At 38.3% G+C, this 21,138-nt stretch carries 20 protein-coding genes; 18 read left to right on the forward strand and 2 right to left on the reverse strand.

Annotated elements, in window-relative coordinates:
* The first annotated feature begins 12 nt into the window (after positions 1 to 12).
* The 15 genes from EYR25_RS06150 to glmM all read left to right on the forward strand — a co-directional run bounded on the left by EYR25_RS06150 (position 13) and on the right by glmM (position 16,324).
* Positions 13 to 951: a phosphoglycerate dehydrogenase gene (locus EYR25_RS06150; protein ID WP_165953467.1), complete on the forward strand. Its 939-nt coding sequence runs from the start codon at positions 13 to 15 to the stop codon at positions 949 to 951.
* Between the two features lie 36 nt (positions 952 to 987).
* Positions 988 to 1,749, forward strand: a complete 762-nt coding sequence (locus tag EYR25_RS06155) for an SDR family NAD(P)-dependent oxidoreductase (RefSeq protein ID WP_133178848.1) — start codon at positions 988 to 990, stop codon at positions 1,747 to 1,749.
* Between the two features lie 332 nt (positions 1,750 to 2,081).
* Positions 2,082 to 2,495, forward strand: a complete 414-nt coding sequence (locus tag EYR25_RS06160; RefSeq protein WP_133178849.1) for a hypothetical protein — start codon at positions 2,082 to 2,084, stop codon at positions 2,493 to 2,495.
* A 114-nt stretch (positions 2,496 to 2,609) separates the two neighbouring features.
* Positions 2,610 to 3,821 carry a lipopolysaccharide biosynthesis protein gene (locus EYR25_RS06165; RefSeq protein ID WP_133178850.1) on the forward strand — a complete coding sequence of 404 codons (1,212 nt, stop codon included), beginning with the start codon at positions 2,610 to 2,612 and terminating at the stop codon, positions 3,819 to 3,821.
* Positions 3,822 to 5,024: 1,203 nt separating this feature from the next.
* Complete coding sequence (locus EYR25_RS06170; protein WP_133178851.1) at positions 5,025 to 5,888, forward strand: glycosyltransferase family 2 protein; 864 nt, start codon at positions 5,025 to 5,027, stop codon at positions 5,886 to 5,888.
* Complete coding sequence (locus tag EYR25_RS06175) at positions 5,885 to 6,694, forward strand: motility associated factor glycosyltransferase family protein (protein WP_133178852.1); 810 nt, start codon at positions 5,885 to 5,887, stop codon at positions 6,692 to 6,694. Before EYR25_RS06170 ends, EYR25_RS06175 begins: the two co-directional genes overlap by 4 nt.
* A gap of 40 nt (positions 6,695 to 6,734) precedes the next feature.
* On the forward strand, positions 6,735 to 7,814 hold the full coding sequence (gene rfbB / locus EYR25_RS06180; RefSeq protein ID WP_133178853.1) for a dTDP-glucose 4,6-dehydratase: 1,080 nt from the start codon (positions 6,735 to 6,737) through the stop codon (positions 7,812 to 7,814).
* Between the two features lie 60 nt (positions 7,815 to 7,874).
* On the forward strand, positions 7,875 to 8,744 hold the full coding sequence (rfbA, locus tag EYR25_RS06185) for a glucose-1-phosphate thymidylyltransferase RfbA (RefSeq protein ID WP_133178854.1): 870 nt from the start codon (positions 7,875 to 7,877) through the stop codon (positions 8,742 to 8,744).
* On the forward strand, positions 8,741 to 9,616 hold the full coding sequence (gene rfbD / locus EYR25_RS06190) for a dTDP-4-dehydrorhamnose reductase (protein WP_133178855.1): 876 nt from the start codon (positions 8,741 to 8,743) through the stop codon (positions 9,614 to 9,616). The genes rfbA (EYR25_RS06185) and rfbD overlap by 4 nt, the downstream gene beginning before the upstream one ends.
* Positions 9,617 to 9,689: 73 nt before the next feature.
* Positions 9,690 to 10,244 (forward strand): dTDP-4-dehydrorhamnose 3,5-epimerase, encoded by a 555-nt coding sequence (gene rfbC, locus EYR25_RS06195; RefSeq protein ID WP_133178856.1) that lies wholly within the window; start codon positions 9,690 to 9,692, stop codon positions 10,242 to 10,244.
* Entirely contained in the window at positions 10,241 to 11,287 is a 1,047-nt protein-coding gene (locus EYR25_RS06200; RefSeq protein WP_133178857.1) for a DUF1972 domain-containing protein, read from the forward strand. Before rfbC (EYR25_RS06195) ends, EYR25_RS06200 begins: the two co-directional genes overlap by 4 nt.
* Before the next feature lie 2 nt (positions 11,288 to 11,289).
* A complete protein-coding gene (locus tag EYR25_RS06205) occupies positions 11,290 to 12,234 on the forward strand; it encodes a UDP-glucose 4-epimerase family protein (protein ID WP_133178858.1) in 945 nt (314 codons plus the stop codon).
* A gap of 13 nt (positions 12,235 to 12,247) precedes the next feature.
* Positions 12,248 to 12,802, forward strand: a complete 555-nt coding sequence (locus EYR25_RS06210; RefSeq protein ID WP_133178859.1) for a sugar transferase — start codon at positions 12,248 to 12,250, stop codon at positions 12,800 to 12,802.
* 130 nt (positions 12,803 to 12,932) lie between these two features.
* The gene (locus EYR25_RS06215) at positions 12,933 to 14,873 is read left to right on the forward strand and encodes a polysaccharide biosynthesis protein (RefSeq protein WP_133178860.1); all 1,941 of its coding nucleotides are present in this window, start codon (positions 12,933 to 12,935) and stop codon (positions 14,871 to 14,873) included.
* A 98-nt stretch (positions 14,874 to 14,971) separates the two neighbouring features.
* Entirely contained in the window at positions 14,972 to 16,324 is a 1,353-nt protein-coding gene (glmM, locus tag EYR25_RS06220; protein ID WP_133178861.1) for a phosphoglucosamine mutase, read from the forward strand.
* A gap of 116 nt (positions 16,325 to 16,440) precedes the next feature.
* Here the strand turns inward: glmM and EYR25_RS06225 are convergent, their stop codons facing one another.
* Positions 16,441 to 17,208 carry a HutD/Ves family protein gene (locus EYR25_RS06225; protein WP_133178862.1) on the reverse strand — a complete coding sequence of 256 codons (768 nt, stop codon included), beginning with the start codon at positions 17,206 to 17,208 and terminating at the stop codon, positions 16,441 to 16,443.
* Between the two features lie 199 nt (positions 17,209 to 17,407).
* Positions 17,408 to 17,857, reverse strand: a complete 450-nt coding sequence (locus EYR25_RS06230) for a copper resistance protein NlpE (RefSeq protein WP_165953550.1) — start codon at positions 17,855 to 17,857, stop codon at positions 17,408 to 17,410.
* A 322-nt stretch (positions 17,858 to 18,179) separates the two neighbouring features.
* On the opposite strand from EYR25_RS06230, the gene EYR25_RS06235 reads away from it, so the two are divergent.
* The 3 genes from EYR25_RS06235 (at position 18,180) to rfbC (EYR25_RS06245) (ending at position 21,126) form a co-directional block, all read left to right on the forward strand.
* Positions 18,180 to 19,541 (forward strand): sensor histidine kinase, encoded by a 1,362-nt coding sequence (locus tag EYR25_RS06235; protein ID WP_133178863.1) that lies wholly within the window; start codon positions 18,180 to 18,182, stop codon positions 19,539 to 19,541.
* A gap of 165 nt (positions 19,542 to 19,706) precedes the next feature.
* Positions 19,707 to 20,597 (forward strand): glucose-1-phosphate thymidylyltransferase RfbA, encoded by an 891-nt coding sequence (gene rfbA / locus EYR25_RS06240; RefSeq protein WP_133178864.1) that lies wholly within the window; start codon positions 19,707 to 19,709, stop codon positions 20,595 to 20,597.
* Positions 20,584 to 21,126, forward strand: coding sequence for a dTDP-4-dehydrorhamnose 3,5-epimerase (gene rfbC / locus EYR25_RS06245; protein WP_133178865.1), 543 nt, complete (start codon positions 20,584 to 20,586; stop codon positions 21,124 to 21,126). The genes rfbA (EYR25_RS06240) and rfbC (EYR25_RS06245) overlap by 14 nt, the downstream gene beginning before the upstream one ends.
* Positions 21,127 to 21,138: the final 12 nt, after the last annotated feature.

Here is a 21,138-nt window from a genome sequence, read left to right on the forward strand (position 1 = left end):
ATGGTAATAAACATGAAAAAAGTATTAGTAACTTGTCCGCCAATGTTGGGTATGTTTGAAGAGTTTGTTGAGCCAGCAAAATCTTTAGGAATTGAGCTAGTTGCAGCTAAAACAACACAGGTTTTATCTGAAAAAGAATTGATGGAGTTGTTACCAGCGTATGATGGATGGATCATTGGTGACGACCCCGCAACTAAACAGGTATTTGAGGCTGGTGTTAAAGGGCAACTTAAAGCTGCGGTAAAATGGGGAATCGGCGTAGATAATGTTGATTTTGCTGCCTGTAAAGAGTTGGATATCCCGATAATAAATACACCTAATATGTTTGGTGGTGAGGTCGCTGATGTCGGAATGGCATTATTATTAGGCTTAGCGAGACAAACACACTTTATCGACCGTGAAATAAGGAATAATTTTAGTTGGCCAAAACCAGCGGGGATGAGCATCTCTGGAAAAAAAGTAGGTGTTGTAGGATTCGGTGATATAGGTGAAAGTCTAATTAAGCGTCTAGGAGGTTTTGACGTGGACGTCACCGTTTATGATCCTGGAGTAGAGGGAAATAAGGGCTATGAGTATGTCACTAGAGTGGACTTTCCTAATGGAGTAGAACAACTTGATTTTCTTGTATTTACTTGTTCGTTAAACAAACATAATTATCACATGCTTAACGCCAACGTTTTAAGTAAACTGAAACAAGGAGTTATGATTGTGAATGTTGCAAGAGGTCCGCTGATTGATGAAGCTGCGTTAATTGATGCATTGCAACGCGGCCATGTTGCTGCTGCTGGTTTGGATGTATTTGAAGTGGAGCCGTTGCCTAAAGACTCTCCGTTGCGCAACATGTCTCAGTGTATTTTTGGATCCCATAACGGCAGCAACACAAAAGAAGGTGTTCGACGTGCGACATTCAAAGCATTGAAGCACATTGCAGATTTTTTAAGTACTAAATAGTATCTTTTACTTTTTATTCCAGAGAAATAGAACTCAATGCAATGTAAAAATACAAACTCAAAGTGGGCATTAATTACTGGTTCATCAGGTGGAATTGGAAAGGCACTTGTTAATGAGTATATTAATGCAGACTATAATGTTATAGCAACCGATTTAAAATATTCTAATGAATCTATGGATAATGTTATATTTATCCAGCTGGATTTAGAAAAGTTCGTTTTGGATGAAGTATATGCTGTTGAGTTCTTAAATAAAGTTAAGCAAGCTACTTCTGGAAGAGGGATTTCTACTTTAGTGAATAATGCCGCAGTGCAAATAATTGAGAATGTAGAAAAACTGACAAGAAAACAATGGAATGAGAGTGTAAATGTTAATTTATTTGCACCTTTTTTTCTTTCCCAAATATTTATTGATGATCTGGAAAAAAATTCAGGTTCTATAGTGAATATAAGTAGTATTCATGCGACACAAACTAAAAAGCGGTTTGTTGCTTATGCAACAACCAAAGCTGCGCTAAGCGCTATGACACGTAATATGGTGTTAGATTTAGGTTCTAAAATAAGAATTAATGCAATTGAACCAGCAGCTATCGAAACAGATATGCTGAAAGCTGGCTTTGAAGGTAAGGCAGATAAGTATAGAGAATTACAGTCTTTCCACCCAATCGGGAGAGTAGGCACTCCTTCAGAAGTTGCTGAGTTAGCAGTTTTTTTATCATCGGATAGCGCTGGTTTTGTTCAAGGAGCATGTATAAGTGCAAGTGGTGGTATCCAAGGTTGTTTGAGTGACCCAATATGAAAAGAAACATAGTCAAATTTATTAATTATTTCTTTAGGTTGTTATTTAAACTTAGGTGTTTTTTTTATAGTAAAAAAAATAGTACATTACTTCTATACACTGATTCTAGAGGTACAATAGTTGAGACTTTTTATAAGCAAAGAAATCCATTTTTCTCATATTTAAAATTCTTCGATGAGTATAAAGTTTCATACCAATTCTGTCCTCATAAATTTACGAGTATACTAGATTTTTTAAATTTTTATGAAAATTGCAATTTTAAATTTGACATCATACTACTACATTGCGGGATAGTTGATTTTGCACCTAGACCAGTTTCATCTTATGAAAGTATGCTGAAGGAAAAAAAAGAGTTTTTGATTAAGCGAGGATGGTTACACTATTTTGAAGATAGAAAGGATTTTCTATGTGACTATGAGGGAGAAAAAACACTTCAATTCATGTCGATTGACTTCTTGAATAATGAAATTATACCCGAATTGAAGAAGATTAATAATTTGATATATATAGGTATAAACCCTGTTTTACATGACTGGATAGGTAATTACTGGAGAGCCAGACCTTCTTGTATTAACTTACAGCTTAATCAAAATGAATTGATGATGAAAGAATTGACTCACTTCATTAGTCTCAGTGACTGGAGTGCGCAAGAAATTAAATTATATACAGTAGATAATGTTCATTATAATAAAAAAGGATTGGAATACATTGGGAGTGAAGTGTTAAAAAGGATGAATGCTCTGTGACGCATTAGTCTATTTTACTATATTTAGGACTAATAATGTATAAAACTGATATTTATTTTGTTGTCATGTTTTTAATTTTATTGAATTTTGCTTTAACTTACATTAGAATTTTTTATGTTGATTAATCTAATAAAGTATGCTTTTAGCGAGGGTATTGCTAAGCTAGCCCCTTTTTTTACGACTCTCTATGTTGCAAAAAATCTTTCTGCTGATGAGTTTGGTCGCTACAGTTTAATATTTGTTGTTTATGAATTATGTTTTATATTAATCACATTCAATATACAGGCGACTACAAGAATTGATTACTTTAAATTAAGACGGATGCGTTTTTTGGCGAGTAAAAGAGAGCATGTGTTAATTTCATTATTGCTTGCTTTTTTTTTGTTCATTATTTCTTTGACTTTTAGTTCAGAAGACCAATATATATTTGTAATTTTAATTTTATCTTCTTTTGTTCGTTGCATATCTATTTTTCATTTGTCTATTTTTCAGTGCGAAAAAAAATCATCTTCTTATGTAACTTCAAATTTAGTTTTCACTATAAGTATATCTATTTTTACTATAATTTTTGTTTCGTTAGGATTTAGCTATTTTAGTTGGCTTTATAGTTTGTTATTAGCAAGTTTAATTCAATTGTTGATAAGTTCTGCTTTGTTCAGCTATAAAAGAACTTTATTGTTTTTATCTTTCAGTCGTATTAATCTTAATTCACTAAAGTCGACATTTATTATAGCTCTATTTTTTTTACCGCAGGCATTAGGTTGGTGGTTAAAGCTTGGTGCCGACCGATGGATTATAGAGCGTAAACTCGGCACCGCTACATTAGGTCAGTACTCGCTAGCATTTCAGTTCTCTTCTATTCTAATTATTGCTGCAACGGTTATGAATTTAGTTCTAGTTCCTGAACTTAATTCATGCCTGAAAAATAGTAATTTAAAGCGTATTAAATATATAATTACACCTGCTTGTTTTCTGCTAGTTATTTTAGCAATTCTAATTTATTTTGTAGCTAGTCAAGTAGTTGTTTCATTTTATAATTCCGATTATCTTGATAGCATTATTTATTTGAAATTATTGGTCTTTCCTTTTCTTATTCAATCATTTATTTTGATTTTTAGTAATATTCTTTACTATTTGGGGAGTGGACCATTTATGGCAAAGCTTATATTATTAGCGTTTTCAGTTCAAATAGCTGTTAACTATTTTTATGCTGATAAATTTGGTGTTAATGGAATGATTTTAATATCTTTTTTTGCGAATATGTTTGTATTAAGTTTAATTGTTTTTAAATCTATAATTGAGCTAAAAGCAAGGTTAAAAATGTGAGTTGCATTTAATTATCCAATCTTGTAGGAACGAGTATTTTGAAAGCTTCAAATTTGGAATTACTTGCTTTTCAATTTTTTATTTCTGTAGTTGTTTTAAGTTATTCATGGACTCCTATTGCTTTTTTTTGTGTCCCTATTTTTTTGATAGTATCTTTCAGTGTTCTAAAGTTAAGAGTTTTAAATTATGTTTTTTTCTTGTATATAGTATTAATAGCATTAATTTTTTATACTCTTTCAAAGCAAAATTTATATATCGAATGGGCCAGAAACCTACTGTTTGTGCCATTAATTATTATTTCCTACATTTTGGGTGAATGGCTCACATTGCACAATGATAAACTTAGGTTTGTTGTTTCTTGTTTTTTTGTTTCTTCATTAACTGTTGTTTTATATACTTTTTTAATTTCTGTGCCGTCTGATATTGCTTTGTTTATAGGTGATAGAAGGGGATATATGGCGAGGGAATACTTGTTATTTGGTCGTTTTTATGATTTTTCATTAGGAGTAACGCACTTAAATTTGTATATCAATTTCTGCGTGGTTATTATTTTTGTGGCAATAATCAATTATGGTGTACGACTGAGGTATATCCTCGGATTATTATGCTTAACTATGTTAGGAATATTTACTCAGTCACGCTCGCCATTATTGTTCTTCATTATTATTTGTTGTTTTTATTTTTTATATAGCTTTAAATGTTCAAGAGATAAAACGCAATATTTAATTGTTTTGTTTTTTTCCCTTTTATGCTTATCAATAGTTACGATCCCACTATCTTTATTTTCTGATATTTTAATGTCATCAAATAGATTGTCTTCTGATGGCGTAACTGATTTATCAAGGTTTATTTTTTTCGCCAAGGGATGGGAGCATATGACACTTCAGCCTTGGGGGAACTCTTTACTTTATACTGATGCCACAATGCCATTACTTAATTATCATAATACATTTTTATCAATAGGGAACCGAATAGCTTATTTGGCTTTTTATATTTTTATCCTTCTATTTATAAGCTGTTACTTTTATATTAATAGAATTTGTGATGCAAAGTTGAGGTTTTCATTATTACTGTTATTATATTATTGCTTGCATAATTTCATGATTGAAGATGTTGTCAAATTCGATGCTTTTGTTTTATTTGTTTTTCTTATTCTTGTTTCATATGTTAGGCGGATTGTTTTTTTAGAAAAAAGGTGTGAGAATGAAATTAGGTAAAATGACTGTGCCAGTGGATATTCTCACTGCTAATTATAATAATGCAAAGTATTTGGATGATTTTTTTGAAAGTATATACAACTCAACTGTTTGGCCTGAGCGAATTATTTTTGTTGATGATAAATCTACAGATCAATCTTTAGCTTTAGTGGATAGTTGGATTTCAAAATTGCCGCAAATTCTTGTGATAAAATTACCATCAAACATTGGATTTGCTAATGCATTAAATGAAGGATATAAACATATAATTTCCGATTATGTTGCTAGAATTGACCCAGATGATATTTTAGAATCTATGCGGCTTGAAAAGCAGTTTAGATTCTTCTCTGAAAATAATGTTGATGTTGTAGGGTCTAATGTCAGTTATTTTTTTGATAATGATTACAAAGTGATTAATTCTTCAAATTTTCCATTGTTACATGAAAAAATTAGCTCAAGGTATTTTGAGGGTAATCATGGAGTTTGTCATGGTTCAGTCATGGTCAAAAAAAAATGTTTAGATAAAGAATTATATAGACAAGAGTTTGTTCCAGCTGAAGAATATGATATTTTTTCTCGATTTCTGAAAAGAGGATATGTTTTTGCAAATTTGAATGAAGCCTTGACACGTGTTAGAATTCACTCCTCGAGTGTATCAAATAATATGCCTTATACTACAATCGAGAAAACATTTGAATTAAGATTTTTGATTTGGGGGATTCAAACCCCAAGAATGGTCATTTTAAAGGAATATATTGTTAGGAATTTTTATCGTAAATATCTATTTAGCAAAGGTTTGAAGCGATTCGTTTTTTTGTTTGTCGCATCAATGTTTAAACCTATGGCAGTAATAAGAAGGTTTTTAAAGTGAATTCATTTAAAGAAGTAATTAAATCATTGATTCGTAATAATAGATTTTTGTATAGCAATTACGATAGTGGATTTTCGCTAGGATGTAGCAATTTTAGCAAACTGAAAGATAAGTTCAAAGGTAAGCGTGCATTTATTGTTGGTAATGGACCTTCTTTAAATAAACACGATTTATCTTTGTTAAAAAATGAATTTTGCTTTGCTGTAAACGGTATTTTTTATAAAACTGAGTCTGATGGTTTTAGGCCTACTTTTTATGTGGTAGAAGATAGGCATGTTATGGCTGATAATCTGGAGAAGATAAATAATTATGAGGCACAATATAAGTTCTTTCCTGTAGATTACAGAAAAAAAATTAAGAATAAAAGAAACTGTTGGTTTTTTAAAATGGATAAGGGCTACTACAATAATACTAGTCCTTATTTTGCTATCCCCCGTTTTTCTGCTGACATGAATGATAAACTATTTTGTGGGCAGAGTGTTACCATGATTAATATACAAATCGCCTATTATTTAGGTTTTTCTGAAGTATATTTAATAGGGATGGACCATTCTTACCAAATTCCTTCTGATGCAAGTGTTGCAGGTGAGGAGATTACTTCTAATTCTGATGATCCTAATCATTTTCATCCTGATTATTTTGGGAAAGGAAAAAAGTGGCATGATCCTCATTTAGACAGAGTAGAAAGAACCTATTCCTACTTTAAGCTAGTATATGAGTCTCAAGGCAGAAAATTATATAATGCTACTCAAGGTGGGAATTTAGAAGTTTTCGAAAGAGTTGATTACTATAATTTGTTTAATTAATATGCTGTTATTTAATATCGGAAGGATGGTTTAATTTAGTATGGTTTTGTTAATCACTGGAGGTGCAGGATTTATCGGTTCTGCGGTTATACGTTATCTCATAGATAAAACTCAACATAGTGTGATTAATGTTGATAAACTAACTTATGCGGGTAATTTAGAATCACTTGCCAGCGCTGCGTCAAGTGAACGCTACATTTTTGAACGTGCAGATATTTGTGACCGTATTGAGCTCGATAGGATTTTTACGCTGCATCAGCCTGATGCAGTGATGCATCTGGCTGCAGAGTCACATGTTGACCGCTCTATCACAGGCCCTGCTGATTTTATTCAAACTAATATTGTGGGTACGTATACTTTGCTTGAAGCCACCCGAGCTTATTGGAATGGCCTTGAGCAGGTTCGTAAGGCTGCATTCCGCTTCCATCATATTTCAACGGATGAAGTGTATGGTGATTTACCTCATCCTGATGAGGTGCAAGATGCGGACGAGTTAACTCTTTTTACGGAAACGACCCCCTATGCTCCTAGTAGCCCATATTCTGCATCAAAAGCGTCAAGCGATCATTTAGTGAGAGCATGGCTTCGTACCTATGGTCTGCCGACGATCGTGACTAACTGCTCAAATAACTACGGCCCTTATCATTTTCCAGAGAAGTTAATACCGCTAGTCATCCTCAATGCGCTTGAAGGCAAGCCATTACCTATTTACGGCAAAGGCGATCAAATCCGTGATTGGCTATATGTTGAAGACCATGCTCGAGCGTTATACAAAGTTGTTACCGAAGGCAAAATTGGTGAAACCTACAATATTGGTGGCCATAATGAAAAACAGAACATAGAAGTGGTACAAACCATCTGTAGCATCTTGGATTCATTAGTGCCTAAAGCAACGCCTTATGCTGAGCAAATTACCTATGTAACCGATAGACCTGGCCATGATCGCCGTTATGCCATTGATGCAAGCAAAATGAGTGCTGAGCTTAATTGGCAACCACAAGAAACCTTTGAAACTGGCCTACGTAAAACAGTCGAATGGTATTTAGCTAACCAAGAATGGTGCCACAACGTTCAGGATGGTACTTATCAGCGAGAGCGTTTAGGCATTCAATCTCTTTAGCAACTTTATTTTAAAGTCCTAGTTTTTACCTAGGCCTATTTATCTAGGAACTTGATTTAAATGAAAGGAATTATTCTCGCTGGCGGTTCTGGTACACGGTTGTATCCACTTACCCGAGGTGTGTCAAAGCAACTATTACCAATTTATGATAAACCAATGATTTACTATCCTTTATCCACGCTAATGCTAGCCGGAATTCGAGATATATTGGTTATTACCACTCCTGAAGATAACGAAAGTTTTAAGCGTCTGTTGGGTAATGGTGCTGACTTTGGCATTAATTTAAGTTATGCAGTACAGCCTTCACCCGATGGTTTAGCTCAAGCTTTTATCATAGGTGAAGAATTTATCGGTGACTCAAATGTGTGTTTGGTGCTGGGCGATAATATTTTTTATGGTCAATCTTTTTCAAAGACACTTAAAAATGCTGCCAGTCGCCAAACTGGAGCTACTGTTTTCGGCTATCAAGTTAAAGACCCCGAACGTTTTGGTGTAGTGGAATTTGATGCTGATTTGAAGGCTATATCTATCGAGGAAAAACCTCTGCAACCTAAATCATCTTATGCTGTGACTGGACTCTATTTTTACGACAATAAAGTGGTGGAATTAGCGAAGCAGGTTAAGCCTTCACACCGCGGTGAGCTTGAGATCACTACGCTTAATGAGATGTATCTCAAAGCAGGTGAGTTAAACGTCGAGCTTCTCGGGCGTGGTTTTGCTTGGCTTGACACTGGAACACACGAGAGTCTGCATGAAGCATCCTCTTTTGTGCAAACCATTGAGCATGTTCAGGGCTTGAAAGTAGCTTGTTTAGAAGAAATTGCCTACCGCAATGGTTGGTTAACTAGTGAAGAACTCCTAAACATTGCAAAGCCAATGCTGAAAAATGAATACGGACAATATTTAATTCGCTTGGTAGGTAACGAATGAAAATATTAGTTACCGGAAGTAAGGGGCAGGTAGGATCTTCTCTTGTTAACCAATTGAGCAAGATGTCAGAGATTAGCTTTTTGGCTGTAGATCGTGAACAGCTCGATATTACTGACTGTGAAGCAGTAAACAAACTGGTTAATGAATTCAAACCTGATGCCATTATTAATGCAGCGGCGCACACTGCTGTTGATAAAGCAGAGCAAGAAGTCGAACTTTCATATGCCATTAACCGTGATGGTCCACAATTTTTAGCCCAAGCTGCTAACAGTGTTGGTGCAACCATACTACATATCTCAACCGACTATGTATTTGCAGGCGATAAAGTTGGTGAGTATGTTGAAACTGATGATGTTGCACCACAAGGAATATATGGCAAAAGCAAACTCGCAGGCGAACTTGCTGTTGCTGTTGCTTGCCCACGTCATATTATTATGCGAACTGCTTGGGTGTTTTGCGAAACTGGTAATAACTTTGTAAAAACCATGCTTCGATTAGCGCAATCCCGAGATGAACTTGGTGTTGTAGCTGATCAATTTGGTGGCCCAACCTATGCTGGTGATATCGCTAATACACTTATTGAAATAGCCAAAGCGCTGCATGCAGGCAATACTCACTACGGGATTTATCATTTTTCTGGGTTGCCTCATGTTAGTTGGTATCAATTTTCCTGTCAGATCTTTAAGCAGGCCAAGGCACAGAAGCTCGTTAGGAAAGATATGCTGGTAAACGGCATATCTTCGGATCAATACCCAACACCAGCTAAACGTCCTGCAAACTCTAAATTGGATTGTCGAAAAATTGAGCAGGTCTTTGGTGTTAAGCCTTGCGACTGGCAAGCCGCTTTAAATAACTTAATGGGTTATGTTTAAATCTTAGTAGTTGCTTATCACTTCGAACTCACCCGTTGTATTCACAATTAAAGATTAACTACACACTAATCATATGAAGATAATTGATACTAATATTCCTGATGTAAAAATCATTGAGCCAACGGTGTTTGGTGATGAACGTGGATTTTTTATGGAAACCTGGAACCAGAAACAATTTGAAGAACTAGTAACAGGTAGGCCGACTAATTTTGTACAAGATAATCACTCAAAGTCGAAAAAAGGTATTTTGCGAGGTCTACATTATCAAACCAAAAATACACAAGGGAAATTAGTTAGAGTAATTAGTGGTGAAGTATTTGATGTTGCTGTAGATATCCGAAGAGACTCACCCACATTTGGTGAATGGGTTGGCGAGTATTTATCTGCTGCGAATAAACGTCAGTTATGGATACCAGAAGGTTTTGCTCATGGTTTTTATGTAACAAGTGATGAAGCTGAGTTCGTTTACAAATGTACTGATTACTATAATCAATCTGCAGAAATATGCTTGTTGTGGAGCGATCCTGAGTTAAATATAGAATGGCCAATTGAATTTTTTAAGCCCACATTGTCAAATAAAGATGAAAATGCTTATTTTTTTGAGACATTTATAGAGAAAATTAAATGATTACAGTTTCTATTGTTGGTACAGTTGGATTGCCTGCATGTTATGGCGGTTGGGAAACGTTAGTAGAAAATATTGTTAATTCTAAATCATCGAATGTTCAGTATACTGTTTACTGCTCATCTAAGAATTATAAAAGTAGACCTGATAGTTATAATGATACAAAGTTAGTATATCTTCCCTTATCAGCTAATGGTGTTTCTAGTATTTTGTATGACATTATATCACTAATTCATTGTTGGTATACTCGTCCAAAGGTAGTGTTGGTTTTAGGTGTATCAGGTTGCCTTTTCTTACCTTTTTTTAAGCTTTTTTCTAGTTCGAAATTAATAGTTAATGTTGATGGAATTGAATGGAAACGAGATAAGTGGAGCCGTTTGGCAAAATGGTTTTTAAAAATTTCGGAAGCAGTGGCTGTACGCTTTTCTGATATTGTTATAGCAGATAATGATGGCATTAAAGATTATATAACTCATGAGTATGGGGTAAATGCCCAGGTTATTGCATATGGCGGTGAGCATGCAATGGTTAATAAATCTAACCAAGCTATTGGTGACTTTTTTTTTACAGTGTGCCGAATTGAACCCGAAAATAATGTTAGAATGATTCTCGAGTCATTTGAAAAAAATGGCTTAAATTACAAAATAGTTGGTAATTGGGATTCCAGTGCGTATGGAATACAATTAAGATCTGAATTCGCATCATACCCTAATATTGAAATGATCGATCCCATATATGATTTGGACAAATTATTTGACTATAGGGATCAATGCTTAGGTTACATTCATGGTCATTCTGTGGGCGGGACTAACCCATCTTTGGTTGAAATCATGCATTTTAGTAAGCAAGTGTACGCATACGATTGTATCTTCAATCGTAGTACAACTGAAAATAAAGCATTATATTTTAGAGACTCAGATGAACTTACGAGGTTGTTGCATGAAAATGGATCAATAAGTGAAAATAGCATGTTAAATTCCGTGGCTTTGAAGCGCTACACTTGGAGTGTTGTAACAAAGCAGTATGAGTCGCTCTATGGTCATTAATAATGAAAAGTATTTTGTTGACAGGTTATACTGGTTTTGTTGGTCGAAATATTGTTAATCTTTTGAAAGATAATAGTCTTTTAACTCTATTAGGGCGGACTAGAATAGATTGTGGTCATTTTTTTTGCGCGCATGTTGATAATTCATCAGATTACCTTTTAGCGCTCAATAATGTGGAAGTCGTTATTCATTGTGCTGCCCGTGTTCATTTAATGAGTGATAATTCCGTTGACCCCCTTGCTGAATACCGTAAGGTTAATACTGAGGGTACACTTAATTTAGCTAAACAAGCAGCTAATGCAGGTGTTAAACGTTTTATTTTTATTAGTTCAATTAAAGTTAATGGTGAGAAAACTGAGCTCGAAAGACCATTCACTACCTTTGACCTCCGCTTGCCTCAGGATTTTTATGGTAAATCTAAATCTGAAGCGGAAGAACATTTATTTCGTTTGGGTTTAGAGACCGGTATGGAAATTGTTATTATTCGACCTACTTTAGTTTATGGCCCCGGAGTTAAAGCTAATTTCGCATCTCTGATGAATTTAGTTTCACGTGGAATTCCGTTGCCATTTGGTTGTATTACTCAAAATAAACGCAGTTTGGTGTCTGTTACAAATCTAGTTGATTTAATTATTACCTGTATTAATCATCCTAAAGCGGCTAATCAAGTATTCCTTGTTTCTGATGACCATGATGTTTCGACCTCTGAAATGATCCGTGAAATGGCAAAGGCACTAGGTAAGCCTACATGGCAACTCCCTATACCCATTTGGTGTTATAAATTTGTGGGTAAACTATGTAATAAATCAGATGTTGTAGATAGATTAACGGGTTCATTGCAGGTTGATATTTCTCATACCAAAGACACTTTAGATTGGAAGCCACCTCAGACCCTGCAGGAAGGGTTCAAACAAACAGCGCAAGCTTTTCTTCAAGCGAAAAACTAAATGATGGTAGAACATGATTCGTTTAATTGATTTTCTCATTGCATTCTTCGGGTTGTTATTGTTATGGCCAATATTGTTCATCGTCACCATTATTGGTCTGTTTGATACTGGCTCACCGATTTTTATCCAAACTCGTGTTGGTAAACATAAAAAGCCATTTAACTTGGTTAAGTTTCGTACTATGAGTAAAGATACCGCATCCGTTGCAAGCCATCTTGCTAGCAATGCTGCAATTACTAGATTTGGTGGTTTTTTGCGCAAAAGCAAAATTGATGAGTTACCACAATTAATTAATGTTTTAAAAGGTGAGATGAGTTTAGTCGGCCCACGGCCCAACTTATTTAATCAAGAGGAATTGATAGCAGAGCGTGATGCTTTAGGTGTTTATAATGTATTACCAGGGGTTACTGGTTTAGCGCAAGTGCAAAATATTGATATGTCTACCCCTCAGCTGCTAGCCCAGACAGATAAGCAAATGATCGATACCTTAACTTTAGGTCGTTATTTTAAGTACATCCTGATGACGGCTACAGGCAGTGGCAGTGGTGATGCAGTTAAACCAAGTTAGTTATTACATTTGGGTTTAGCTGTTGCTTGTTATCTGATGTATACTCACCTGTTCTAAGATTTGATGCCCATTATTAATGCATAAGCTGTTACTCAACTTCATGAATTACTTAGTTAAGCTGGAGCAAAAGATGGAATTTTTGCAGTTTTTATTCTCGTTAAAACGGTCACAAAAGCGTTTGGTCAGTGTTGTTGTAGACTCTGTGTTTTTGCTATTTGCTTTTTGGTTTGCCTTATTAGTGCGTTTGGACTCAGTTGAAGTATTACTCAAGGCCCAATATTGGGGTTTAATAGCATTAACAATACCGATTAGTATTGCTGGTTTTGTACGCTTGGGGCTTTATCGCGCCGTACTTCGTTATATTGGCTCGCAAGCCTTTACCGCGATTGTTGCGGGTGTCGGTATTTCCACTATTGCTTTGGTTTTACTAGCCTACTATGGCGGTGTTGATTTACCTCGTACTGTTCCCTTTATTTATGCTGCCTTTGCCCTCGTTTTTGTTGGCGGCGCGCGCTCGCTTATGAGGTCTCTAGTTGGGGCGGGGATGAATCGCCGCGGTGAACCTGTGGTAATTTATGGTGCAGGGGTTAGCGGCCGCCAAACAGCAATTGCGCTAGCGCAAAGCCACGAATACCACCCAATCGCTTTTGTTGATGATGATGAATCGTTGCAAGGTACTGTGATCCAGGGCCTACATGTGCATGCACCACAGGAATTACGTAAGTTAATTAAGCAAAAAGCCACTGCACGTGTGTTGTTAGCTATGCCAAGTGCCTCACGCTCTCGCAGGCAAGAGATTATCAATCAGCTTGAGCCGCTTAGCGTTAAGGTGATGACATTGCCCGCGATGGCTGATTTAGTCAGTGGTGATAAGTTATTTAGTGATGTTAAAGAAGTGGAGATTGAAGATTTATTGGGCCGTGACTGTGTTGCTCCTCGACAAAATCTATTAGCCGCAAATATTAAAGACAAAGTGGTTATGGTGACTGGTGCTGGCGGCTCTATTGGCTCTGAGTTGTGTCGGCAGATCCTTAAGCAAGAACCTAAAAAACTCGTTTTGTTTGAGTTATCTGAGTTTGCACTTTACTCCATTGAGCGAGAGCTTATTGCAACAGCACAAGAGCTGAATTTGCATGTGGAAATTTTGCCCATGATGGGTTCTGTGCAACGTGAAAATCGTGTTCAAGCAGTAATGCAGGCGTTTAAAGTGCAAACGGTTTACCATGCGGCCGCCTACAAGCATGTGCCTTTAGTTGAGCACAATGTGGTTGAAGGGGTGCGCAATAACGTATTTGGCACTTTATATACTGCGAGAGCTGCAATTGCTGCGAAGGTTGAGACCTTTGTTTTGGTTTCTACCGATAAAGCTGTGCGCCCTACAAATGTGATGGGTACAACTAAACGTATGGCTGAACTGGCATTGCAAGCATTGGCAAAAGAGGATCATCAAACGCGTTTTTGTATGGTGCGATTTGGTAATGTTCTGGGGTCTTCAGGTTCTGTTGTGCCATTGTTCCGTAAGCAGATTGCTAATGGTGGCCCAGTTACTGTTACTCACCCTGAAATTACTCGTTTCTTTATGACTATTCCCGAAGCCTCTCAGCTAGTTATTCAGGCGGGTGCAATGGGCAAAGGCGGCGATGTATTTGTGCTTGATATGGGGAAATCAGTAAAAATCGTTGATCTTGCGACAAAAATGATCCGCTTAAGCGGTTATGACGTTAAGGATGAAGCGAATCCCAATGGTGATATTGCGATTGAATTTACCGGCCTGCGCCCCGGTGAAAAACTGTATGAAGAGTTACTGATTGGCGATGATGTAACTGGTACAGACCATGAGCGGATTATGACAGCGAATGAAATTTATCTGCCATGGTCCGAATTAGAGTTAATTCTTAATCGTTTAGACAAAGCATGCCATGAGTTTAATCACGAGGCGATTCGTGAGATTTTACTTGCGGCACCCACTGGTTTTGCCCCAACTGATGGTATTTGTGATCTAGTTTGGCAGCAGAGGAAATTATTTAAACCTGCTGACACAAAAGCGAAAGTGGTGACGTTAGTTTCTTAATTTAATATTTGATGTAGTTCAGATGTTTAAATATAAAGTTTTTAAAAGCCAAATCCTAAATGATTTGGCTTTTTTTTCTTCGTTTATAAGGATTTTGTATGTCTAGGAAGTATTTTGGTACTGATGGTGTGCGTGGCAAGGTGGGTACATCCCCTATAACGCCTGATTTTGCGATGAAGTTAGGCTGGGCCGCTGGCACAGTGCTGGCGTCCACTGGCACTCAAGAAGTGCTGATTGGTAAAGATACTCGCATTAGTGGTTATATGCTTGAGTCGGCAATGGAAGCGGGTTTTTCAGCCGCAGGTGTCAATGTTGCTTTGATTGGCCCTATGCCAACGCCTGCGGTGGCGTATTTAGCTTCTACTTTTAGGGCTGATGCAGGCGTGGTGATCAGTGCTTCCCATAATCCTTTTTATGATAATGGTATTAAGTTTTTTTCAAACACCGGCACTAAGCTAAATGATGCGCAAGAGATTGAAATTGAAGCGCTATTAGAACAAGCGCTCAAGCATAACGCGTTGCAATGTGTCGCTTCTGAAAAGCTGGGCAAGGTGCGCCGCATTGATGATGCTGCCGGTCGTTATATTGAGTTTTGTAAAGGAACCTTCCCAAATCATTTAAGCTTGGCGGGATTAAAAATTGTTGTCGATAGTGCCCATGGTGCAGCCTACCATATTGCCCCGAATGTGTATCGCGAGTTAGGGGCTGAGGTGATTAGCATTAACGACAAACCCAACGGCGTTAACATTAACGATCATTGCGGTGCAACACATTTAGATAGCTTGCAATCTGCGGTGATGATCCATGAAGCGGATTTAGGTATTGCGCTCGATGGTGATGCCGACCGCGTCATGTTTGTTGACCATAATGGCCATGTGGTTGATGGCGATGAGATTTTGTTTATTTTGGCACAAGCGGCACATCAAAAAGGAGGGATGCAGGGCGGGGTAGTTGGTACGCTTATGTCAAACCTCGGTTTAGAACTGGCACTCAAACAAATGGATATTCCTTTTGTGCGGGCTAAGGTTGGCGACCGCTATGTTGTTGAGCAACTTAAAGAAACTGGCTGGAAACTTGGCGGTGAAGGTTCCGGACATATTTTGAGCTTACAGCATGCTTCTACAGGTGATGGTATTGTGGCTTCTTTACAGGTACTTAAGGCCGTTTTAGAGTCGGGTAAGCGTTTGGCAGATCTTAAAGCGGGCATGACGAAATTGCCGCAATTGCTTATTAATGTGCGTTTAACCTCTGGCTGTGCGGATAGTATTTTGGCTAAAGACAGTGTTAAACAAGCTGTGCTAACCGCTGAGGAAGTTTTAGGGGACAAGGGGCGAGTATTATTACGCAAATCGGGTACCGAACCCTTAATTCGAGTAATGGTTGAATCTACGGACATAGCCTTGACTCAACAACAAGCCGAATATATCGCTGAGGCAGTAAGAGCTGCGTAAAGCGGGCGCTTCGCGCGAGAATCCAGGACGTTGCTCGATAACTGCTCCTGCTTTATTCTACCTCCGCCCGTCCCTAGGCTCAGACGCATAAAAAGTTCTGCTTTACTCACTAGAGGTTAGCTTCTAACGTCTAGCTCCTTTTCTATAATGATGTGCAGTACCTGACTTTGTTTATGATTTAGTGGGCGCTGGCATTCTTTATCTTTCTGCTTAATTATTGGTCGCTCAGCGTCTGAGTGGTTTGCTTCGGGAGTTGTTATTTCAAAGAGTCGTATTTCTGTGGATTGTGCTGTTGAATTCTGGCCTAGTAGGTATTGCACCATATCATAGCGCTTAAGTTGAATAATTTGTTCTTGATAAACTAAGTTCAGCGGTTCAAGGCACAATAACCATTGTTGTGGCTCGTTATTGTATGGCTTGTTTGGTCGATGGACATTATCTTCATGACTGGTTTTGGAGGGCTCAAGGCTGAAGGAGCCATTTAATTCCAACCGTTCAATATACGCACGATACTTGCCACGTTTGGTCATCACATTAAAGTCGATAATTTGCTTATCTAAGAGTTGGCTTTCGATCTGAGTCTCGCCGCTAAAGCAAAATGCAGCTTGGTTTGGGCGCAGTATGAGTTCGCACGATTTAGCTCCATTTTCAAACATCAGTAGCTTTACACCTTCGCCTTCCAATATGCAAAGTTGCCTATCTATGCCGTGGAAGAGTGAGAAGGGGCCGTTACTCGAAATGGTGGCGATGCTGAACCTAAAATCAAAGTTGCTGAGGTCTGCCCCCTTTGGCCATATCAGCAGTTGTTTCGTGCTGCCGCCGCCATTTTTCCATAAGCTCGATTCGCATTCTTCATAACGGATAATTTGGATAGTGGAGTTCACGTGTTGGTTACTCTTTTTAATTCTGAGGATAGTCGATGCGAGGAGCTAAGACGCTGACAATTTTGCGCTAGACGCTAGACGCTAGACGCTAGACGCTAGACGCTAGACGCTAGACGCTAGACGCTAGACGCTAGACGCTAGACGCTAGAGTCTAGAATTGCAGCGTGTTAGCTGGGTCCTAGCTAAACGCTACGATGATCTACACCCCTTTCTTTTTCAAAATATAATTTTCAGCTAGTTCGCCGTTAATCCTGTTGCCATCCGTGTCTAACATAAACAGTTGGTTTTCACCGACGAGGTATTTACTGCCATCGGATAAGGTAATCTTTGAGCCATTGGTATCCCAGTCAAATTTTCCTGCCACTTTAAAGATAGTTTCGTCTTTACCCAAATAAATGCTTTTTAATTCAAAGCTGTTATCAGCTTGTAGAGTAAGCGTTGTTTGAATACCTTCGCAGCTTGCGCAGGGTATAACGCCTTCATACACGCCAGGCCAATCGAGTGCATTTTGACTGGTATCGCCTAGTGGGATGGTAGTTTTAGCTTCTGAGTTTTGTGTGATTGAGCTGTGAGGAGTTGTGTTTTGTTGGTCGCTACAGGCCGTGACCATGAATCCGAGTAAGGCGATAATAAAAAGTGGAAGTTTCATATTCATCTCAACCGTTTGATTTGTAACCTTGGGGATCATAACTGTCATCATCATTTGCGCCAAGCATATTTATTAATGGAGCTTTGCATCTCACGAAGCTTTTTGCACCTAAAATAAGGGATAGCGGAGGAGATAAATTGGTATCGTGTGTTGATCATTTTCTACTATCCCAATGTCTATCTTGGATTACTAGGCGCTAGCCTGAGTATTATTGCTAGTGAGTTTGCAGATTGAATCTATACTAAAGACTACTACTTAAGAGTGAGTTAGTTTATTGCCTGATTTCAATCTCAGACAATAGCTGCTGAGGTATATCATCGTTATGACGCGCATGTTAGATAGGATTTTATTTGATGTAAGTCGTTCATCCACTATTGATGGTGGCGATTTAGTTGAGGCATCACAATTAATAGTTTCTTCTGTTTGCCAAGGTCTCAAAATCAGTCGAGCTGGTATTTGGTTATGGGCTGACGATCACCAAAGTATGCGTTGCTTTTACCTGCTGGATAATATGCAAAGACAGGAAGCTTTTGTTTTAACGCGTGAGCAATACCCCCATTATTTCAGCCTATTAGATAATGAAAGGGCGATAGTGGCTAATCAGGCTCAAACTGATAGAGCGACCCATGAGTTTGTAAAGGCTTACTTAGTGCCTCATGGCATTACCTCGATGTTAGATAGCCCTATACGCCATCGTGGCAAGATGGTGGGCATTATTTGCTCTGAACATCAAGGTGAACCAAGAGAATGGACTCGTGATGAAAAAGCTTTTGCCTCTGCTTTGGCTGATTTATTTGGCCGAGCAATGAGTGCAAAGGAGATTTTAGATTATCAGCTGCAATTACAGGCGATTAATACTGATTTAGAGGCTCAAGTCGCGCGCCGCACCGAAGAGTTAGAAACGGCATTATCCGATTTGCGTTCAACTCAGCACCATTTGATTGAGAATGAGAAAATGGCGGCGTTAGGAAGCTTAGTCGCAGGGGTTGCCCATGAGGTCAATACGCCTTTGGGGATTGCGGTTACGTCAGTGACCCATTGCTTAGATGAAGTCGCCTTGTTAAAAGCTGCATTTGAACAAAATGAACTGGATGAAGATAAATTCTTAACCTTTATTAATACCATGCAAGATGGTTTAGGGTTGATAGAACGCAATCTGACTCGCGCTGCTGAGCTGGTGCATAACTTTAAGCGAACGGCCGCAGATCAGTCTGTACTCGAGCGTGAACGATTTAATTTGAAGACTTATATTTTTCAGATTTTTAGTTCATTAAGACCATTGATGCGCAAAAAAAATATCGCCTTAGTCGTTGAACTTGATGACGATATTTCGATTGATTCTTATCCTGGTGCCATTGCACAAATTTTTACTAATCTCGTTGCCAATAGCTTTCGCCATGGCTTTCCGGACAATTTTGCTGGTGATAAGCAAATTACTATCCGAGTTGAACAGCAAGGCTCGAACATTTGCATGAGTTATCAAGATAATGGTGTCGGTATGACGGATGAGGTCAAACTAAAAGCCTTTGAACCTTTTTTTACCACCGCCCGTAAAAATGGCGGTACTGGCTTAGGCATGTCCATTATCTATAATTTGGTTACTCAAAAGCTCCATGGCAGCATTATGCTGACCTCTTCGCCTAACCAAGGTGTAAAAGTCGAGATACAACTTCCTGAAAAATAATGCAGCACCTAGCACCTAGCACCTAGCACCTAGCACCTAGCACCTAGAATCTCGAAGTTGCATAGCGATGTTCTACTTTTTCTCGTAAGCCATCGGCAGCGATTAGGTTGTATTTATATGCTACAATCTGCGTCTTGATTCAATTCATTAATCCTTGATATATCAATGAGAAAAGGCATTCTATTGGCGGGTGGTACAGGCTCTCGCCTTTATCCTATGACGCAGGTTGTGTGTAAGCAATTATTGCCTATCTACGATAAGCCAATGATCTATTACCCTTTAGTGACTCTGATGCAGACGGGTATAAGAGATATTTTGATTATTTGTACTCCTCATGATTTGCCACTTTTTAAGGCATTACTGGGTGATGGTCAGTGTTGGGGAATCCAGCTTGAATATGCTGTGCAGCCTTCGCCAAGGGGATTAGCTGAGGCCCTTATCATTGCTGAACCCTTTCTTGCAGGCCACTCCTGTGCGTTAATTCTCGGCGATAATCTATTTTATGGACAGCAACTTAGCACTAATTTACGCAATGCAACTCAATTAGACGTTGGTGCTACAGTATTTGGTTATCATGTTGCTAACCCTAATGCTTATGGCGTTGTTGAGTTTGATTCCCATGGCAAAGCTATTTCTATCGAAGAGAAGCCGACCGCAGCCCGATCTTCCTATGCTATTCCAGGTTTATATTTCTTTGATCACAAAGCGAGTATGTTGGCTAAAAATGTTGTTCCCTCTGCACGAGGCGAATTAGAAATTGTCGATGTAATCAACCAGTATCTTCAACTTGGGGAGTTGCAGGTTGAAATTATGGGGCGCGGCACTGCTTGGCTCGATACGGGAACGCCGGATGCGATGGCTGAAGCAACACAATTTATTGCTGCCATAGAGAAACGCCAAGGGTTGAAAGTGAACTGCCCTGAAGAAGTGGCATTCCAGTTTGGTTGGATAGATGCTGTGCAACTTACAGCTTTAGCACAACCTTTAATTAAAAGTGGCTATGGTGAATATCTCTTAGGTTTACTAAATAAACAGGTGTTTAATGAAGTGCATTGAAACCGAGCTGGCAGAAGTACTGGTGTTTGAACCTCAAGTCTTTGGTGATGAACGTGGTTTTTTTATGGAAACCTTTCGGCAAAGCTACTTTACTAATTGCTTACGTAGTCGCGGATTTGAAGCTCCTGCGTTAGTGCAAGATAACTACAGTCGCTCTCAGCAGCATGTATTGCGTGGATTGCATTATCAGCAACAGCATCCGCAGGGCAAATTAGTACGCGTATGTGCTGGCAGTATTTTTGACGTTGCCGTTGATATTCGTACGCAATCTGCGACCTATGGAAAATGGGTTGGCAGGATACTTTCTGCCGATAATCATTTACAAATGTGGATCCCGCCAGGGTTTGCCCATGGATTTTATGTGTTGAGTGAATACGCAGATGTATTGTATCGCTGCACTGATTATTACGCGCCAGACGATGAATATGTGTTGCCTTGGAATTGTGCTAAGTTTGCAATCGATTGGCCGCTGTTAAATGAAACGCCCATTCTTTCCGCAAGGGATGCAAAAGCAGCCGTTAGTGCCTAAAGACTAACGGCG

It is taken from the genome of Shewanella decolorationis (genome assembly GCF_004354305.1).
GTDB classification, from domain to species: domain Bacteria; phylum Pseudomonadota; class Gammaproteobacteria; order Enterobacterales; family Shewanellaceae; genus Shewanella; species Shewanella decolorationis.

Coding starts and splice junctions, on each gene's coding strand:
- EYR25_RS06210 (WP_133178859.1), top strand. CDS start 12,248: ATGATTCGTTTAATTGATTTTCTCATTGCATTCTTCGGGTTGTTATTG.
- EYR25_RS06160 (WP_133178849.1), top strand. CDS start 2,082: ATGCTGAAGGAAAAAAAAGAGTTTTTGATTAAGCGAGGATGGTTACAC.
- EYR25_RS06200 (WP_133178857.1), top strand. CDS start 10,241: ATGATTACAGTTTCTATTGTTGGTACAGTTGGATTGCCTGCATGTTAT.
- rfbD (WP_133178855.1), top strand. CDS start 8,741: ATGAAAATATTAGTTACCGGAAGTAAGGGGCAGGTAGGATCTTCTCTT.
- rfbA (WP_133178854.1), top strand. CDS start 7,875: ATGAAAGGAATTATTCTCGCTGGCGGTTCTGGTACACGGTTGTATCCA.
- EYR25_RS06155 (WP_133178848.1), top strand. CDS start 988: ATGCAATGTAAAAATACAAACTCAAAGTGGGCATTAATTACTGGTTCA.
- EYR25_RS06205 (WP_133178858.1), top strand. CDS start 11,290: ATGAAAAGTATTTTGTTGACAGGTTATACTGGTTTTGTTGGTCGAAAT.
- EYR25_RS06165 (WP_133178850.1), top strand. CDS start 2,610: ATGTTGATTAATCTAATAAAGTATGCTTTTAGCGAGGGTATTGCTAAG.
- EYR25_RS06235 (WP_133178863.1), top strand. CDS start 18,180: ATGACGCGCATGTTAGATAGGATTTTATTTGATGTAAGTCGTTCATCC.
- EYR25_RS06170 (WP_133178851.1), top strand. CDS start 5,025: ATGAAATTAGGTAAAATGACTGTGCCAGTGGATATTCTCACTGCTAAT.
- rfbB (WP_133178853.1), top strand. CDS start 6,735: ATGGTTTTGTTAATCACTGGAGGTGCAGGATTTATCGGTTCTGCGGTT.
- EYR25_RS06150 (WP_165953467.1), top strand. CDS start 13: ATGAAAAAAGTATTAGTAACTTGTCCGCCAATGTTGGGTATGTTTGAA.
- EYR25_RS06215 (WP_133178860.1), top strand. CDS start 12,933: ATGGAATTTTTGCAGTTTTTATTCTCGTTAAAACGGTCACAAAAGCGT.
- EYR25_RS06230 (WP_165953550.1), bottom strand. CDS start 17,857: ATGAAACTTCCACTTTTTATTATCGCCTTACTCGGATTCATGGTCACG.
- glmM (WP_133178861.1), top strand. CDS start 14,972: ATGTCTAGGAAGTATTTTGGTACTGATGGTGTGCGTGGCAAGGTGGGT.
- rfbC (WP_133178865.1), top strand. CDS start 20,584: ATGAAGTGCATTGAAACCGAGCTGGCAGAAGTACTGGTGTTTGAACCT.
- rfbC (WP_133178856.1), top strand. CDS start 9,690: ATGAAGATAATTGATACTAATATTCCTGATGTAAAAATCATTGAGCCA.
- rfbA (WP_133178864.1), top strand. CDS start 19,707: ATGAGAAAAGGCATTCTATTGGCGGGTGGTACAGGCTCTCGCCTTTAT.